General features: G+C 70.8%; 10 protein-coding genes. 5 read left to right on the top strand and 5 right to left on the bottom strand.

Features of this window, described 5'->3' with window-relative positions; genetic code table 11:
- Nucleotides 1-100 precede the first annotated feature (100 nt).
- The 4 genes from ACIPK3_RS00125 to ACIPK3_RS00110 all read left to right on the top strand — a co-directional run bounded on the left by ACIPK3_RS00125 (nt 101) and on the right by ACIPK3_RS00110 (nt 5,841).
- Nucleotides 101-1,015 carry an ABC transporter permease gene (locus ACIPK3_RS00125; RefSeq protein WP_402565138.1) on the top strand — a complete coding sequence of 305 codons (915 nt, stop codon included), beginning with the start codon at nt 101-103 and terminating at the stop codon, nt 1,013-1,015.
- Nucleotides 1,008-1,883 (top strand): ABC transporter ATP-binding protein, encoded by an 876-nt coding sequence (locus ACIPK3_RS00120; RefSeq protein WP_402565136.1) that lies wholly within the window; start codon nt 1,008-1,010, stop codon nt 1,881-1,883. Before ACIPK3_RS00125 ends, ACIPK3_RS00120 begins: the two co-directional genes overlap by 8 nt.
- Before the next feature lie 92 nt (nt 1,884-1,975).
- A complete protein-coding gene (locus ACIPK3_RS00115; protein ID WP_402565134.1) occupies nt 1,976-4,171 on the top strand; it encodes a CDP-glycerol glycerophosphotransferase family protein in 2,196 nt (731 codons plus the stop codon).
- Nucleotides 4,168-5,841 (top strand): glycosyltransferase family 2 protein, encoded by a 1,674-nt coding sequence (locus ACIPK3_RS00110; RefSeq protein ID WP_402565132.1) that lies wholly within the window; start codon nt 4,168-4,170, stop codon nt 5,839-5,841. Before ACIPK3_RS00115 ends, ACIPK3_RS00110 begins: the two co-directional genes overlap by 4 nt.
- 19 nt (nt 5,842-5,860) lie before the next feature.
- Here the strand turns inward: ACIPK3_RS00110 and ACIPK3_RS00105 are convergent, their stop codons facing one another.
- The 4 genes from ACIPK3_RS00105 to ACIPK3_RS00090 form a co-directional block, all read right to left on the bottom strand.
- The gene (locus tag ACIPK3_RS00105; RefSeq protein ID WP_402565130.1) at nt 5,861-7,336 is read right to left on the bottom strand and encodes a hypothetical protein; all 1,476 of its coding nucleotides are present in this window, start codon (nt 7,334-7,336) and stop codon (nt 5,861-5,863) included.
- A 118-nt stretch (nt 7,337-7,454) separates the two neighbouring features.
- Complete coding sequence (locus tag ACIPK3_RS00100) at nt 7,455-12,398, bottom strand: NAD-glutamate dehydrogenase (RefSeq protein WP_402565129.1); 4,944 nt, start codon at nt 12,396-12,398, stop codon at nt 7,455-7,457.
- A 528-nt stretch (nt 12,399-12,926) separates the two neighbouring features.
- Nucleotides 12,927-13,595, bottom strand: coding sequence for an HAD family hydrolase (locus ACIPK3_RS00095; protein WP_402565127.1), 669 nt, complete (start codon nt 13,593-13,595; stop codon nt 12,927-12,929).
- A gap of 87 nt (nt 13,596-13,682) precedes the next feature.
- A complete protein-coding gene (locus ACIPK3_RS00090; RefSeq protein WP_402565126.1) occupies nt 13,683-14,195 on the bottom strand; it encodes a DUF6912 family protein in 513 nt (170 codons plus the stop codon).
- Between the two features lie 350 nt (nt 14,196-14,545).
- On the opposite strand from ACIPK3_RS00090, the gene ACIPK3_RS00085 reads away from it, so the two are divergent.
- Nucleotides 14,546-14,992, top strand: a complete 447-nt coding sequence (locus tag ACIPK3_RS00085) for an Rv3235 family protein (protein ID WP_402565124.1) — start codon at nt 14,546-14,548, stop codon at nt 14,990-14,992.
- Nucleotides 14,993-15,068: 76 nt separating this feature from the next.
- On the opposite strand, the gene secA is transcribed toward ACIPK3_RS00085, so the two are convergent.
- Complete coding sequence (gene secA, locus ACIPK3_RS00080) at nt 15,069-17,888, bottom strand: preprotein translocase subunit SecA (protein WP_402565122.1); 2,820 nt, start codon at nt 17,886-17,888, stop codon at nt 15,069-15,071.
- Nucleotides 17,889-18,036 lie beyond the last annotated feature (148 nt).

Genomic DNA, 18,036 nt, shown 5'->3' with positions numbered 1-18,036 from the left:
GACGATACGGTTGCGTTCCGACGTGGATTGGTTCTACTCTCCGATGCGACGATACGGACCCGTTCCGACGCAGGACACCCCCCGAGTGAAAGCAGCGGATGTGAGCCAGGTACTCCACACACCGCCCACGACACCGGCCCCGGCCGAGAACGACCTCGCGGCGCTCGCCGCGCGCCACGGGCTGACGGTCAGCGGCGCGCGTCCCACCCTGCCCGAGTACGTCAGGCAGCTGTGGGACCGGCGTCACTTCATCGCCGCCTTCGCCACCGCCAAGCTGACCGCCCAGTACAGCCAGGCGAAGCTCGGCCAGGTCTGGCAGGTCATGACCCCGCTGCTCAACGCGGCGGTCTACTACTTCATCTTCGGCGTGCTGCTGAACACCAAGCACAACGTGCCGGACTACGTCCCGTTCCTGGTGACGGGCGTGTTCATCTGGACGTTCACCCAGACCTCGATCATGTCCGGCACCCGGGCCATCTCCAGCAACATCGGCCTCGTCCGGGCGCTGCACTTCCCCCGGGCCGCGCTGCCGATCTCGTTCGCGCTCCAGCAGCTCCAGCAGCTGCTGTTCTCGATGGCCGCCCTGGTCGTCATCCTGCTCTGCTTCGGCGTCCCGATCGCCGTCTCCTGGCTGCTGGCGATCCCGGTCCTGATGCTCCAGTTCACGTTCAACGCCGGCATGTCGATGATCATGGCCCGGATGGGCGCGAAGACCCCGGACATCGCCCAGCTGATGCCGTTCGTGCTGCGTACCTGGATGTACGTCTCCGGCGTCATGTGGAGCATCGACAAGCTGACCAAGGCGAACCACTACCCGCACCTGCTGACGGTCGCCCTGGAGACCAACCCGGCCGCTGTCTACATCGACCTCATGCGCTACGCGCTGATCGACAGCTTCCACGGCAGCCAGCTCCCCCCGCACGTGTGGGCGGCGGCGGTCGGCTGGGCCCTGATCGCCGGGGTCGGCGGCTTCATCTACTTCTGGAAGGCTGAGGAGACGTACGGCCGTGGCTGAGAACACGAACGACCGCATCCCCGACCAGTCCGGCCCCTCCGGCAGCCGGGTCCCCACCGTCGTGGTGGAGAACGTCGACATCATCTACCGGGTCAACGGCACCGGCGGCGGACGTGGCGCCGCCACTGTCGCCCTCAACCGCATGCTGCGCCGCAAGCAGGCCGAGAAGGCAGCCGGCGTGCGCACCGTGCACGCGGTGAAGAAGGTGTCCTTCGTCGCCTACAAGGGCGAGGCGATCGGACTGATCGGCACCAACGGCTCCGGCAAGTCGACCCTGCTCAAGGCGGTGGCCGGCCTGCTCCCGGTGGAGAACGGCCGCATCTACACCGACGGCCAGCCCTCCCTGCTCGGTGTCAACGCGGCACTGATGGGCGACCTGACCGGCGAGCGCAACGTCTACCTGGGCGGCCTCGCCATGGGCATGTCCCGGGAGGAGATCAAGTCCCGCTACCAGGAGATCGTGGACTTCTCCGGCATCAACGAGAAGGGCGACTTCATCACCCTTCCGATGCGGACCTACTCCTCCGGCATGGGCGCCCGGCTGCGCTTCTCCATCGCCGCCGCCAAGGACCACGACGTCCTGCTCATCGACGAGGCCCTGGCCACCGGCGACCGCTCCTTCCAGAAGCGCTCGGAACAGCGGATCCGCGAACTGCGCAAGCACGCGGGCACCGTGTTCCTGGTCAGCCACAACGCCAGCTCGATCCGGGACACCTGCGACCGGGTGCTGTGGCTGGAGCGCGGGGAGCTGCGCATGGACGGGCCGACGGACGCCGTGCTCAAGGAGTACGACGCGTTCACCAGCGACAAGTCGCCCAAGAAGGCTCCGCCGAAGCAGGCGGCGCCGAAGGTCCCGCAGCCCTCCTGACGGCGCAAGAACATTTACCCCTTCAGTCCGCCAAGTGACAATATGACCTGAAAGGTCGCGTCCCATTCGGCGAGGCGAAGGAGTCCACCGCGATGCCCGAACTCAGCATCGTCGTCCACGGGGCGAACACCCAGGGACATCTGAACGGACTCCTCGACTCGCTGGCCGCCCGTCCCCTCCCGGACGCCGAGGTGATCGTGGCCGCGGTCGGCGACTGGGCCCGCGAGACGGCCGAGGGGCACACCCCGGAGACGGTGGTGCTGCCCCTGCCCGACGGCACCGGCGAGGCGGCGGCCCGGGCGGCGGGCGCGGCCCGGGCCAGTGGCCGCTGGCTGCACTTCGTCCACGCCAAGGACGGCCTGCCCGCCGGCGCCGCCCGCACGGTCGCCGAACGCGCCGCGGAACTGCCCGCCTCGGTGGACGTCCTCCTCTTCGACCACGTCACCACCACCTGGCGGACCTCCGCCAGACCCTCGGCCGACGGTCCGGTCCTGGCTCGCGCGGGCCGCGCCGACCTCGCCCTCGACGAGGCCCCCGGCCTGCTGAACCTCACCCCGCTGCTCGGCAACCGAGCCCTGCGCACCACCTTCTGGCGGGCACACGAGCACCTGCTGGGCCGCGACGACGAGCCGTACGCCGCCCATGCCGCCCTGCTGCTCGCCGACCGTGTCGCCTGCCTCGGGCAGGTGGCGTACGACGACCGCAGGCTGCGCCCCGAGAGCCTCCCGCCGCCCACCCCCGAACAGCGCTACGCGCTCGTGGACCGCTACGAGGACCTCCTGTCCCGGCTTCAGGGCCGCCCCGCCGCCCACGCCGTCCTCTACGACGTCATGGTCCGCGACCTGCTGCGCGTCTTCACCCGCGAGGAGCTGCCCGATCCGGTGGCCCGCGAGTTCTTCCACCGCGCCGCCCGGGCCGCGGTACGCCTGCGGCCACCCGGACACCAGCGCCCGGCGGGCCTCGAAGGCGTCCGGCGGGCACTGCTCGAGGAGGACGCCTACACCCGGTACCGCGCCTTCCAGGCCGCCAACCGCACCCGCCGTGCCGCGAAGACGGCCCTGCGCACCCACAAACGCCGGCTGGGCGCGAAGGTCCGCGACCACCAGTACCGCCGGGCCCTGGACCGCCCCGTCGATCCCCGGCTGGCCGTCTTCGCCGCCTACTGGTACCGCGGCGTCGCCTGCAACCCGGCCGCCGTCGCCGCCAAGCTCGCCGAACTCGCCCCGGAGATACACCCGGTGTGGGTGGTCTCGAAGAACAACGCGCCGCTGCTTCCGCCCGGCACCGACCACGTGATCCCCGGTACCCGCCGCTACTGGGAGGTGCTGGCCACCGCCAAGTACCTCACCAACAACGTCAACTTCCCGGACGCGGTGGTCAAACGCCCCGACGCGGTCCACCTCCAGACCCACCACGGCACCCCGCTCAAGCGCATGGGCCTGGACCAGATGCGGCACCCGGCCGCGGCCAAGGGCATGGACTTCGGTGCGCTGCTCGCCCGGATCGACAAGTGGGACTACAGCGTCAGCGCCAACAGTCACTCCACCCGCATGTGGGAGCGCGCCTACCCCACCCGCCACATCTCCCTCGACCACGGCTATCCGCGCAACGACGTCCTCTACTCCGCCACCGCCCACGACATCCGTGCGATCCGCGCCCGCCTCGGCATCGCCCCCGGCACGCGAGCCGTCCTGTACGCCCCCACCCATCGCGACTACGAGACCGGCTGGACCCCCCGCCTGGACCTGGCCGCCCTCGCCGACCGTCTCGGCCCCCACACGGTCCTGCTGGTCCGCGGCCACTACTTCTACGGCGGCGGCGCGTCCCCGCTCGCCGGTCCGCGCCGCGCGGGCCGGATCCTGGACGTCTCCTCGTACGACCCCGTCGAGGAGCTGTGCCTGGCCGCCGACGTCCTGGTCACGGACTACTCGTCGATCATGTTCGACTACGCCAACCTGGACCGGCCGATCGTCGTGTACGCCGACGACTGGGAGACGTACACGACGACCCGGGGTGTCTACTTCGACCTGATGTCCGAGGCGCCGGGCCAGGTGGCCCGCACCCAGGAGGAACTGACGGAGCTGCTCACCACCGGCGCGTGGCGCGACGAGGCCGCCGCGAAGGCGCGGGCGGTGTTCCGGCGCCGGTTCTGCGAGTACGACGACGGACACGCCGCCGAACGTGTCGTACGGCGGGTCTTCCTCGGCGAGAGCGAGAGCGCGCTGCCGCCGGTGGTCCCCGTGGAGCGGCGCACCCCGGCACCCACCCCCGAGGAGGCCGCGTCATGACGCCCGACGCCCCCGACGTCACGGTCACGGTGATCGTCCACAACGACGCGGCGCGGCTGCCCCGCGCGGTCGGCTCGGTACTGCGGCAGACGCACCCCGGCATCGAGATCATCATCAGCGACGACCACTCGACGGACGAGACCCCGGCGGTGGCCAGGGAGCTGGCGGCCCGCGATCCCCGTATCCGCCGGCTCCGCCTGCCGAAGAACAGCGGGGGGTGCAGCGCCCCGCGCAACCGGGCCCTGGAGATCGCGCGAGCGCCGTATCTGATGTTCCTGGACAGCGACGACGAACTGCCCGAGCGCGCGGTCGAACTGCTCCTGGCCGCGCACCGCGAGCGCGAGATCGACTTCGCGATGGGCGCGGTACGGCGAATACGGGCGGACAGCGGCAGCCGCTCGACCTGGATGCCGCACCTGGTGGCACGGCGCCGGACCCTGGAGGGCATAGCGGCGGACCCGCGCCTGCTCTTCGAGCACCTGGCGACCAGCAAGATGTACGCGCGCACCTTCCTGGACCGCCACGGACTGCGCTTCCCGGAGGGCATCCACTACGAGGACCAGTTGTTCTCGGCGCAGGCCTACTGCCTGGCCAGAGCGTTCACGATCATCCCGGACCCGGTGTACCACTGGTACGTCGACCCCCACGCCGCCGGTGACCTGGCGTCGATCTCCAACCAGCGGCACAAGCTCGGCAACGTCCGCGACCGCGTCCATGTGCAGCGCCTGATCGACGGGTTCCTGGCGGAGAGCGGGCACGGGGCGCTGCGCGAGGACAAGGACTACAAGTTCCTCAAGCACGACTTCCGCATGTACGCCGGCGACCTGCCGCACCGCGACGACGCGTGGCTGAGCTCGTTCGCGGACATCCTGAACCCGTATCTGGACACCCTGACCCCCGGCTCGTACGCCCGGCTCCCCCGCCCGGAGCGGGTGGTCCTCCAACTGGTCCGCGACGGCCGCCTGTCCGACGCGCGGCTCGCCGCACGGGGCCTGGGCCACGGCGTGGCACCCCGTCAGGTGACGGCGGACCAGGAGGGCGGTGGAACGTACTGGGGCGACCACGTCCCCGTCTCGGCCCACGCCCGCCGCGAACTGGACGTGACCGACCTGGAGCTGGACAGCCGCCCCTTCCCCGGCGCCCAGTTCCGCCACGAGATCACGGAGCTGGTCCGCGGCCCGGGAGCCTGTCTGGACCTCGCGATCCGCACCTACGACCCCGGCCTCCGCCTCCCGATCGGCCCGACCCGCGCGAGCCTGCTGCTGGCGCCCGGCCGGCGCCGCCTCACGGTCCCGTTCCGCCTCGATCCCGTCCGCCCCGGCGTCTTCGAGGGCCGCGTCCGCCTCGACCTGACGGCGGCGCCCGTGCCCCCGTACGGCTTCGACGGCACCCGTCACCCCCTGCTCCGCCTCCAGCACCAGGGCCTGACCCACACCGGCCTCCTCCTCGCACCCACCGCCTTCCAGCCCCTGAGCACCCGCGTCGGCTACCACTCCGGCACGGCCCCCCACCACCTCACCGTCGAACCCGAGGGCCACGGCCCCGGCCGCCTCCAGATCCGCTGGCGCCCGGCGGGCGTGACGGCGCGGGTGATCCACCCACTGGTACGACGGCTGGCCCGCCCGCGGATACGGCGCCTGGCCCACCTGGCGTCCGCCGCACTGAGGTGACGGGGCGCGGCAGCACGGTTCACCGCCGCACCGCGTACAACACCTGCCCACCCGGCCCCCGGGCCACCTCCCGCAGCCCCGCGCCCCGTGCGGCGACCCCGGTGTCGACCACCCACCGCACCCGGTACGCGCCCACGATCCGCCGCCGCTCGTCCCCCGCGGTCCCCGCGGCGAAGTACCGCCGCACGGCGTCGTCGCGCCGCCGCTCGTCCGGCAGGAACACGTCGGGGTAGCCGGGGGCGACGGTGTAGGGGCCGTAGGCGGGGATCTGCCGGGACACGGACACCCGGGCCATGACGATGTCGCCGTACCGCACCCAGGGCGTGATCCACCGGTACCCGGCCCACGGCGTCCGGTACTTCTCCGCGACCGCCTGCGGCAGCGCACCGCGCGGTACGACGTAGCCGAGCGTCCCGGCCTGTGTCCACGCGCCGACCGCCAGCGCGGCGGCCAGCGCGCACGCCCAGCCGGTGCGCACCGCCCGGGTACGCCCCTCGACCGGCAGCGCCTCCAGCGCGGCGGCCAGCTGGGCCGGGATCAGCGCGGCGGGCAGCGCGCGCCCCCACGCGTAGTGGCCGCTCGCCCCGCCCACGGCGAACACGAGCGCGCCCAGCGCGAAGAACAGCACCAGCGGGTCCCGGTGGTCCCGCCGCCAGCGGGGCACGAGCGCGGCCACGCCGAGCAGCACCAGCCCGAACCGGCCGGAGAGCTGCCGGTACAGCGACCGGTGGACGGCGTCGAGGTCCGCGCCGGCCGTGAGCAGCGCGAAGAAGTCGTAGTACGGCCACGCCCACAGCACCACCAGCCCCAGCAGCAGCCCCGCGCCCAGCCGCGCCACCACCCGACGTCCGGGACGCGCCGCCGCCACCGTGGCGAGGGCGCCCAGGGAGGCCACCACTCCGGAGAACTGGTGGACCAGCAGGATCACCGCCCACAGCGCCCCGAGCCCCGGCCACACCCACCGCTGCGCACCGCCCCGCACCGCCGGCGCCAGCCAGGCCCACAGGTGGAAGGAGAGCCCGAGCGCGCACACGCTCGGATACGACACCGTCAGCGCCAGGGAGTTCAGCCCGAGGAAGCCGCTCCACTCGAACAGCTCCGGTCCCCACAGGAACAGCAGGCACAGCAGGGCGAGCGCCGGGGCGGCCCGGTGCGCGCTCAGGGTGCGGACGTAGCGCCACACCCCCGTGACCAGCAGCGCCAGGCCGGCGACCGCGGCCACCCGTAGCACGGCGAAGACCGGCAGTCCGGTGAGCCGGGCGAGGGCGCCGAGGAGCAGCGTCCACGGCGAGTAGTACGGGCTCGGTGTGTCCGTGTCGACGAGCGGGTTGCCGGGGTTCAGGAGGCTGTGCCGCAGGCGCTGCACCGTCGCCGCGTGCATGCCGAGGTCGCCCGCCCAGGGCAGGCGGACGACCACCAGGAGCAGCAGGGCCAGCACCAGCGCGGCGGCGGCCTGCGGAAGAAACCGCCCGGCGGGGAGGCGGAAGGCGGACACGCGGCCGACTCTAACGAGCTCGTGAGCGGTACGGCGGGCGAAAACGCGGGTGCCCCGGACCGTGACCGGCCCGGGGCACTCCGTCGGCGTACCGCGCTACGGGTGCGGCGTACCCGCTCTACGAGTGCGAGCGCAGCAGCGTCCGCATGGTCCGCATGGCCACCGAGAGGTTCGCCAGGTCGAACGACTCGGAGCTGCGGATCTCCTCCAGGGTGCTGCGCGCCCGGCTCAGGATCGCGCTGTTCTTGTCCTCCCAGGCCTGGTAGCGCTGCTCGGGGGTCGACGTGCCGTTGCCGACGGCGAGGACGTCCCCGGTGAGGCCCGCGTGGGCCGCGTACAGGTCCTCGCGGATGGAGGCACGGGCCATGGACTGCCAGCGGTCGTTGCGGGGCAGTTCGATGATCCGGTCCATGAGCTGGGTGATGCTGAGGCGGTCGCCGAGGTCGTAGTACACCTCGGCGACGTCCAGCGGCTCCCGTTCCATGCGGTCGGCCACCGAGACGATGTCCAGCGCCGGGAAGGCGGAGGAGAAACCGGCCACACGGGTCGCCAGCTCGTCCGGCACGCCGACGGCGGACAGCTCGTCGTACACGTGCTGGTACCACTCCAGGTCGGCGCCGCGCAGCAGCTTCGGCAGCTCCTGCCAGACCTGCTCGACACGGTCCGCGAAGAACTCGACGGTCTCGGCGAGCGCCAGCGGCTGCGGCCGGTTGTTGAGCAGCCAGCGGGTGCCGCGCTCCACCAGTCGGCGCGAGTGCAGCCGGATCCGGGTCTGCACGGCGGCGTCGACCTGGTTGTCGAGCTCCTCGACCGCGTCCCACACGGGCGCCGCGCGGAAGATCACCCGGGCCACGGTCTGGGCGCGGACGATCTCGTCGAGCGAGGCCCCGGTCTCCTCGCGCAGGCGGTGCAGATAGGTCGTACCGCCCGTGTTCACCGTGTCGTTGACGAGGACGGTGGTCGTGATCTCACGGCGCAGCGGGTGGCTGTCGACGTTGTCGCCGAACCGCTCGCGCAGCGCCGTCGGGAAGTACGCGTGCAGCAGACCGCGCAGGTACGGGTCGTCCGGCAGCGAGGTCGCCAGCAGCTCGTCGGCCACCGTGATCTTCGTGTACGCCAGCAGCACGGCCGTCTCCGGGCCGGTCAGGCCCTGGCCCTGGCCGAGCCGCTCGCGGATCTGGCGGTCGGTCGGCAGGAACTCCAGGGCCCGGTCGAGGTGGCCCTCGCGCACCAGGTGGCGGATGAACCGCTGCTGCGCGTGGAGCATGTCCTTGGACTGGGCGAGGGCGTTGGCGATGGCCGTGTTCTGCGCGTAGTTGTTGCGCAGCACCAGCGCGCCGACCTCGTCGGTCATCTCGGCGAGCAGCTTGTTGCGCTGCTTGACGGTCATGTCGCCGTCCGTGACCAGGCCGTTCAGCAGGATCTTGATGTTCACCTCGTGGTCGGAGGTGTCCACGCCGGCGCTGTTGTCGATCGCGTCGGTGTTGATCTTGCCGCCGTGCGTGGCGAACTCGATACGGCCCAGCTGGGTCAGACCCAGGTTGCCGCCCTCGCCGACGACCTTGACCCGGAGGTCTCCGCCGTCGACGCGGATGGCGTCGTTGGCCTTGTCGCCGACGTCCGCGTTCGACTCCGTGGAGGCCTTGACGTAGGTGCCGATGCCGCCGTTCCACAGCAGGTCCACCGGCGCCCTCAGGATCGCCTGCATCAGGTCGGCCGGGGTCATCTTGGTGACACCGGACTCGATACCGAGGGCCTCGCGGATGTGCGCGTTGACCGGGATCGCCTTGGCGCTGCGCGGGAAGATCCCGCCGCCCGCGGAGAGCAGTTCGGTGTTGTAGTCGGCCCAGCTGGAGCGGGGCAGCTCGAACAGGCGGCGACGCTCGGCGAAGGAGGTGGCCGCGTCCGGGACCGGGTCGATGACGATGTGCCGGTGGTCGAAGGCGGCGACCAGGCGGATGTGCTCGCTCAGCAGCATGCCGTTGCCGAACACGTCACCGGACATGTCACCGATGCCGACGACCGTGAAGTCCTCGGTCTGCGTGTCCACGCCCAGCTCGCGGAAGTGCCGCTTGACGGACTCCCAGGCGCCACGGGCGGTGATGCCCATGCCCTTGTGGTCGTAGCCCGCGGAACCGCCGGAGGCGAAGGCGTCACCGAGCCAGAAGTTGTAGGACTCCGCGACCTGGTTGGCGATGTCGGAGAACGTCGCCGTGCCCTTGTCGGCGGCGACCACCAGATAGGTGTCGTCCTCGTCGTGCCGTACGACGTCCGCCGGGGGCACGACCTCGCCGGCCACCATGTTGTCGGTGATGTCCAGCAGCGCCGAGATGAAGGTCTTGTAGCTGGCGATGCCCTCGGCCAGCCACGCGTCCCGGTCGACGCTCGGGTCCGGCAGCTGCTTGGCGACGAAGCCGCCCTTGGCGCCGACCGGCACGATGACGGTGTTCTTCACCATCTGCGCCTTGACCAGGCCGAGGATCTCCGTGCGGAAGTCCTCACGGCGGTCGGACCAGCGCAGGCCACCGCGCGCGACCTTGCCGAAGCGCAGGTGCACGCCTTCGACGCGCGGCGAGTACACCCAGATCTCGTACGCCGGGCGGGGCGCCGGAAGGTCCGGGATCGCCTGCGGGTCGAACTTCATCGACACGTAGTCATGGGGCGCGCCGTCGTGCTTCTCCTGGAAGAAGTTGGTGCGCAGCGTCGCCTTGATGACGGTGAGGAAGGAGCGCAGGATGCGGTCCTCGTCCAGGCTCGCCACCTGGTCGAGGGCGGCGTCCAGCTCCTCCAGCAGGGCGTCGGTGATCTCCAGCCCGGCGCGCTGGCGGTCCGGCGACATCCGCGCCTCGAAGAGGGAGACGAGCAGCCGGGTGGTGTGGACGTTGGTCCGGAGGGTGTCCTCCATGTAGTCCTGGCTGAAGGTGGAACCGGCCTGCCGCAGGTACTTGGCGTAGGCACGCAGCACCACTGCCTGCCGCCAGGTCAGCCCGGCGCCCAGCACGAGGGCGTTGAAGCCGTCGTTCTCGGCCTTGCCGGTCCAGGTGGCGGCGAACGCCTCCTGGAAGCGCTCACGGCCGTCGTCGCCGAGGTAGTCGCCGTTGCCGCCGCCCAGCGACTTGGGAATGCGCAGTCCGAAGTCGTAGATCCAGGCGGTCGTCCGGTCGGAGCAGCGCAGTTCGTAGGGGCGCTCGTCGATCACCTCGACGCCGAGCCGGCTGAGGACCGGCAGCACGGCGGACAGGGAGATGGCCTCGCCCCTGCGGTAGATCTTGAAGCGGCGCTCGTCGGGGGCGGCGCCCACCGGCTCGTACAGGTTGAAGGAGAAGTTGCCGTCCTGCTCGCTGAGCCGCTCCAGGTGGACCAGGTCGGAGACCGCGGCGCGCGGGGTGTGGTCGGCCTTGTAGCCCTCGGGGAAGGCGTTGGAGTAGCGGCGCAGCAGCTCGGCGGCTCGCTCCTCGCCGCACTCTGCGGTGAGCGCCTCGCCGAATCCGTCGGCCCAGGAGCGGGCCGCCTCGACGAGCCGCGCCTCGATGCGCTCCTTGTCGGCGTCGGACAGCTCGGGCAGCTCGGTGCCCTGCGGGACACGGACGACGAAGTGCAGCCGGGACAGGATCGACTCGGTGTTCCAGGCGGTGAAGTCGACGCTGATGCCGCCGAGCTCCTCCTTCAGGATGTCGATGATTCGCAGCCGGACGCCGGTGGTGTAGCGGTCCCGTGGGAGGTAGACGAGGGCCGAGTAGTAGCGGCCGTACTCGTCCTGGCGCAGGTACAGGCGCAGCCGGCGCCGCTCCTGGAGGTAGAGGACGGAAGTGACGATGGAACGCAGTTCGTCCACGGGCGTCTGGAACAGCTCGTCGCGCGGGTACGTCTCCATGATCTGGAGCAGGTCGCGCCCGTCGTGGCTGTTGGGCGAGAAGCCGGCGCCCCTGATCACCTCTTCGACCTTGCGCCGGATGACGGGCACCCGGCGGACCGACTCGGTGTAGGCGGCGGAGGAGAACAGGCCGAGGAAGCGGCGCTCCCCGACGACGTTCCCGTCCTTGTCGAACTTCTTCACACCGACGTAGTCGAGGTACGAGGGGCGGTGCACGGTGGACCGGCTGTTGGCCTTGGTCAGGACGAGGAGCTTGTGCTCGCGGGCCTTGGCGCGGGCGTCGGCCGGGAGCCGCTCGAAGGAGGGGCTGACGGGGTGCTTCTCGTCCTCCCCGTGGTGCGGGTCGGAGCGCAGTATCCCGAGCCCGGTGCCCGCCACCGGCGCGAGCGAGTCGTCCTCGCGCAGCTCGTACTCGCGGTATCCGAGGAAGGTGAAGTGGTCGGCGGACAGCCAGCGCAGCAGCTCACGGGCTTCCTCGACCTCGGCCGCGGGGAGATCCGCGGGGACGGGCTCGCCGTCGAGCTGCTCGCCGATGCGCAGTGCCGCGTCGCGCATCTTCTCCCAGTCCTCGACGGCCTCGCGGGCGTCGGACAGGACGCGCAGCAGGTCGGCGGTGATCTGCTTCAGGTCGGCGCGGTCGGTCTCACGGTCGATCTCGACGTGGATCCAGGACTCGATGTGCGCGTCGTGCGGGAGGTCGCCGTTGCCCGGGCGGGTGATGGGCAGCACCTCGATGAGCTCGCCGGTGACATCACGCCGGACGACGAACTGCGGGTGGATGACGACGTGGATGCCGCGGCCCTGCCGGGTCAGCTCGTTCGTCACGGAGTCCACGAGGAAGGGCATGTCGTCGGTGACGACCTCGACGACGGTGTGGCTGCAGGTCCACCCGTTCTCTTCGACGGTGGGCGTGTGGACCCGCACGTTGGCCGTGCCCTGGGGGCGGCTCTCGGCGAGACGGTAGTGCGAGACCGCGGCTCCGAAGACGTCGACCGGGTCGCGGTCGGCGAGGTCCTCCGGGGCGGTGTGCAGGTAGTAGCGCTGGAGGAACGTGAGCACGGACTCCTGGTCCGGGGTGCCCCCGCCCGTCGTCCCAGTCGGTAGGTGCCCCCCGACCGGGCTGTTCTCAGCTACCCGGGCGGCCCTGTCGAGCAGCTCGGCCTTGGCTTCGTCCAGCTTGGTCTGCATTGTCCTCTGGCTCCTGTCGCGCGCCGTTGCGTGACGTAGAAGGAAGTACGGTCCCTTCCTCTGCGGCCCGACGCCACGGCCCGGGGTGTCCGGTCCGTTCCGACGCTATGCCGCGAGGTGGGATGAGCGGGGGGTATTCGGCCATTCCGGCCACGCCCGACGGGTGTGACGCTGCTCTCGGCAACGCCGTGACCCTGGATGCGTGCGGCGCCCCGGGGGCCCTTGTGCCCCCGCCCCGCCCAAGAAGACCAGCGACCGCCGCCCGGTCACGGATTCGATCCGTGCTCCCCGGGCGCAGGGCAGGGGCAACAGTGCCCCCGCGAACTATCGCGCTGATCACGCCACCAGGCTATCGCTCCTTACCCCGGACCCGTCATGAGCCGTATGTGTACAAAACATGGGGTGGAACTTTGACGTTATGCACAGGGGCGAAAGCGACCGGGACGGCGTATCCGGACGAGCGTCCGGTACCGCTGGACGGGTGACATCGCCGAGCGTGACAGTGCCGGGGCATGGGCAGCGGGTCTGTCAGGCGGCCGCCAGCCGCTCCGCCTCGACGACGGCCTCGGCCAGCGTGTCCACCACCGGCACACCGGCGCCTTCGAGGCTGGACCGGCCGTGCGAACCCCCGGTGTACAGCACTGCCTGGGCGCCCACGTGCAGCGCGGCTACCGCGTCGTCGGCGGCATCGCCGATCACCACCGTGCGCTCCGGGTCCACTCCGGTCATCGCTCTCAGGTGCCGGACCATGTGCTCGGCCTTGCTTCCCCCGGACGGCCCGACCCGGCCCTCGACCCTGATGAAGTGTGTCTCGATCCCGAAGCCTCTCACCAAGGGCACGAGTTCGTCATGGACATACATGCTCAGCAGTGACTGGCTGTGCCCGTCCGACCGCCACCGCGCCAGCAGGTCGATCGCACCCTCCGTGAGCCCGCAGCGCACCCGGTGCTCCGCGTAGTACCGGTGGAAGACCTCGTCCATGATCTCCCACTCGGCGCCGGTGGGCAGCCGGCCCATGAGCCGCTCGTAGAACTTCGGCACCGGCACGCAGTACAGCGCCCGGTACTGCTCCAGCGTGATCGGCTCCAGCCCCAGCTCGGCCGATGCCGCGTTCGTCGCTCCGATGATCGCGTCGTTGTCGTGGAACAGCGTCCCGTTCCAGTCCCAGACGATGTGCGCGCGTCCTTGCTTCCCCATGACCAAAACGTACCCGCCGCCACTGACAATCATGGATGCCACGAAGAGGGCCGGGGCGTGGGCCCGAGGCGTCCTGGACCCGGTGCGTCAGGCGAGTCCCACCAGGTGGGGGATCTCCTGCGTGGCGTACCAGAGCAGTTCGTGGTCCTCGGCCTCGTCCACGACGAAGCGCGCGTCGTCGTCCCCGCCGTCGGCCGCCTCCAGCGCCCCGGCCGCGGCACCCACCGCCGCCTCCGCGTCGTCCGCGTCGACGTGCACCGAGGCCGCCTTCGCCAGCCGCACCGCCCCGGCCACCCGCACCTCGCCGAGCGCCGACGGCTCCGGCCCGCGGTCCGGGTCGGCGGTCGCCGCGCCGTCCGCCACGTCGACCGCGACCACCACGCGACGCCGCGCCGCGTCCGGGTCCACGGCCAGCAGGCGCAGCGAGGCCAGCGCGGCCCGGCCGAGCGCCGCGTACTCCAGTTCCTCGATGTCGTCGGACGAGTACCACTCGCGCAACGCGGGCGTGACGGCGTACGCGACGAACGGGCCGGTCCCCAGCTCACCCGTCTCGTGCGCCTCGGCGAGACCGGGGAGGGTCAGGGGGACGTAGACGCGCATGGCCCGCTCTTTCTTGGTCGTCGTGTTCTTTGCGGCTCTTCGGAGAGCTTCGTGGTGCTCCCGGAGGGCCTTCAGGATACGTGGGAGACACGTGTGGGTGTCCCCTTTCGGGGCTCCCCCGGGGGCCTCGCACACGTCCACCCCGCACCCCGCGGCTCACCCGGTCCGGGCCCGTCCCCGCCCGGTTTCCGCACCCCGCGATCACTCGGATAGGTGAACCTTCCGGACCCCCGGCGCGGGCGCCGACTTCCTTGCCGCAGCCGCCCACTGCCCCGTACAAGATCCCCACAGCAAAGTTACCGCCCGGTACTCACCGGGCCCGCCACACGGGGACCTCCATGAACAAGGTCATGACCAGGACAGCCCGATCACGGCCGGGCACCCACCCACCGAGCCGCCGCGACCCCCGACGCCCCGGCACAGCGGCCCCCAGGACGCCGCTCACGGCGGCCCGGGCGCCCAGACCCACCGACCTCTTCGCGGACCGCCTGCTCGCCGTTCTGAGCGGTCAGCGCCCCGTCCACTGGATGCTCCGGCACACCGCGGGCCGTGCCTACGACGAACTGGCCCGCCTCGCCGAACACGGCCCGCTGCGCACCCGCGGCACCCGCCCCGTCGTCCGCGACATCGGCTACTTCATCCCCCGCACCGGCGCCATCGAGGCCTTCGCCCGCATCAGCGCCGGCGACCGCCTCCGCGCCATGGCCTTCCGCCTGGAACAGGGCCCCGACCTGCGCTGGCGCTGCACAGCGGTCGAACTGGGCGGGCCCCGCACCCGACCGTCGACCGACGACTAGGGCCTGCCTCCCCAGGCACGGCGAAGGGCCGGACCCCCTCGGGTGGCCCGGCCCTTCCCCAACGGCTGTGCCGTGGCTACTTCTTACGGCGCCGACCGGTGGACTTGGCCTGCTTGCGGCGCTCCGCGCGCGTGAGGCCGTCGGACTCGGAGCGCACAGGCTCCTCGTCGTCATAGGTGAAGTCACCCTCGACGATGCCGCCCTCGCCGTCCACCGTCGCCGCGGAGAAGTGCAGGCCCCGCCGCTGCGGAGCGTCGAGCCCCTTGGCACGGATCTCCGGGCGGCCGCCCGCCTGGGCCGGCACCGAGTCCTGGACACCCTCACCGACCGGCTGGGCGTCCTCGACCGGGACCTCCTCGACGTGCTGCTCGACCTGGACCTCCAGGTTGAACAGGTAGCCGACGGACTCCTCCTTGATGCCGTCCATCATCGCGGTGAACATGTCGAAGCCCTCGCGCTGGTACTCGACCAGCGGGTCCTTCTGCGCCATCGCGCGCAGGCCGATGCCCTCCTGGAGGTAGTCCATCTCGTAGAGGTGCTCGCGCCACTTCCGGTCGAGGACCGACAGCACGACCCGGCGCTCCAGCTCACGCATGATCTCGGAGCCGAGCTGCGCCTCGCGCGACGCGTACTGCGCGTGGATGTCCTCCTCGATGGACTCGGAGATGAACTCGGCCGTCAGACCCGCGCGGTCACCGGCCGCCTCCTCCAGCTCTTCGACGGTGATCTTCACCGGGTAGAGCTGCTTGAAGGCGCCCCACAGCCGGTCGAGGTCCCAGTCCTCCGGGAAGCCCTCGGCGGTCTCGGCGCCGACGTAGGCGTCGATCGTGTCGTCCATGAAGTGCTGCACCTGCTCCTGCAGGTCCTCACCCTCCAGGACGCGGCGGCGCTCGCCGTAGATGACCTCACGCTGCCGGTTGAGCACCTCGTCGTACTTCAGGACGTTCTTACGGGTCTCGAAGTTCTGCTGCTCGACCTGGGACTGGGCGGACGCGATCGCGCGCGTCACCATCTTGTTCTCGATCGGCACGTCGTCCGGCACGTTCGCCATGGACATCACGCGCTCGACCATCTGGGCCTTGAACAGCCGCATCAGGTCGTCGCCGAGGGAGAGGTAGAAGCGGGACTCGCCCGGGTCACCCTGACGTCCGGAACGGCCGCGCAGCTGGTTGTCGATGCGCCGCGACTCGTGCCGCTCGGTGCCCAGCACATACAGGCCGCCGAGCTCCTCGACCTCTTCCTTCTCCGCCTTGACGGCGAGCTCCGCGCGCTCCAGGGCCGCGGGCAGGGCCTGGGCCCACTCCTCGATGTGCTCCTCGGGGTCGAGGCCGCGCTGGCGCAGCTCCGCCTCGGCGAGGTCCTCGGGGTTGCCGCCGAGCTTGATGTCCGTGCCACGGCCGGCCATGTTCGTCGCTACCGTGACGGCGCCCTTGCGGCCGGCCTGGGCGACGATCGACGCCTCACGCTCGTGCTGCTTGGCGTTGAGCACCTCGTGCTGGATACCGCGCTTGCTGAGCTGCTGCGAGAGGTACTCGGACTTCTCGACCGAGGTGGTGCCGACCAGGATCGGCTGGCCCTTCTCGTGCTTCTCGGCGATGTCGTCGACGACGGCCTCGAACTTGGCGACCTCGGTGCGGTAGATCAGGTCCGACTGGTCCATGCGGACCATCGGCTTGTTCGTCGGGATCGGGACCACGCCGAGCTTGTAGATCTGGTGGAACTCGGCGGCCTCGGTCATCGCCGTACCGGTCATGCCGGAGAGCTTGCCGTAGAGGCGGAAGAAGTTCTGCAGGGTGATCGTGGCGAGCGTCTGGTTCTCGTCCTTGATGTCCACCCCTTCCTTCGCCTCGATCGCCTGGTGCATGCCCTCGTTGTAGCGGCGGCCGGCGAGGATACGGCCGGTGTGCTCGTCGACGATCATGACCTCGCCGTCGATGACGACGTAGTCCTTGTCCTTCTTGAACAGTTCCTTGGCCTTGATGGCGTTGTTCAGGTAACCGACGAGCGGGGTGTTCACCGACTCGTAGAGGTTGTCGATGCCCAGCCAGTCCTCGACCCGGCCGACGCCGGACTCGTGGATGGCGACCGTGCGCTTCTTCTCGTCGACGTCGTAGTCGCCGGTCTCCTCGAGGCCCTTGAGCGGGTTGCCGGCCTCGCCCTTCTTCAGGCGCGTGACCAGCTTGGCGAAGTCGCCGTACCACTTGGTGGCCTGGTCGGCCGGGCCGGAGATGATCAGCGGCGTACGGGCCTCGTCGACCAGGATGGAGTCGACCTCGTCGACGATCGCGAAGTTGTGGCCGCGCTGGACGAGCTCGTCCTGGGACCACGCCATGTTGTCGCGCAGGTAGTCGAAGCCGAACTCGTTGTTGGTGCCGTAGGTGATGTCGCACAGGTACTGCTCGCGGCGCTGGGCCGGCGTCATGTTGGCCAGGATGCAGCCGACGCTCAGGCCCAGGAAACGGTGGACACGGCCCATCATCTCGGAGTCGCGCTCGGCCAGGTAGTCGTTGACCGTGATGAGGTGGACGCCGTCTCCCGAGAGGGCGTTCAGGTAGGCGGGCAGCGTGCCGACGAGGGTCTTGCCCTCACCGGTCTTCATCTCGGCGACGTAGCCGAGGTGGAGGGCGGCGCCGCCCATCATCTGCACGTCGTAGTGCCGCTGGCCGAGGACGCGCTTGGCGGCCTCGCGGACGGTGGCGAAGGCCTCGGGGAGCAGGTCGTCCAGGCTCTCACCGTCTGCGTAACGCTGCTTGTACTCGTCGGTGAGGGCCCGCAGCTCGGCGTCGGAGAGGTCGACGAAGTCCTCTTCGATGGACTTGACCTGGTCCGCGATGCGGTGCAGCTTGCGCAGGATCTTGCCTTCGCCTGCACGCATGATCTTCGAGAGGACGGACACGGGGGCGGGTCTCCTTGCCGATCGGGCCTGGGACGGTCGGTTTTCGTCTGACGTACTGAGCAACGGCCATCGTATGCGAGGACCCTGCCGGGCCGGGAGGCCCGGCAGGCCCACGGCCACGCATCTGCCGCTCGCTTCACCGGGGACA

The organism is Streptomyces sp. NPDC086787 (assembly GCF_044745865.1).
GTDB lineage: Bacteria > Actinomycetota > Actinomycetes > Streptomycetales > Streptomycetaceae > Streptomyces.
The sequence above is the reverse complement of the archived record's forward strand: the minus strand, read 5'-3'. Positions and strand labels throughout refer to the sequence as shown.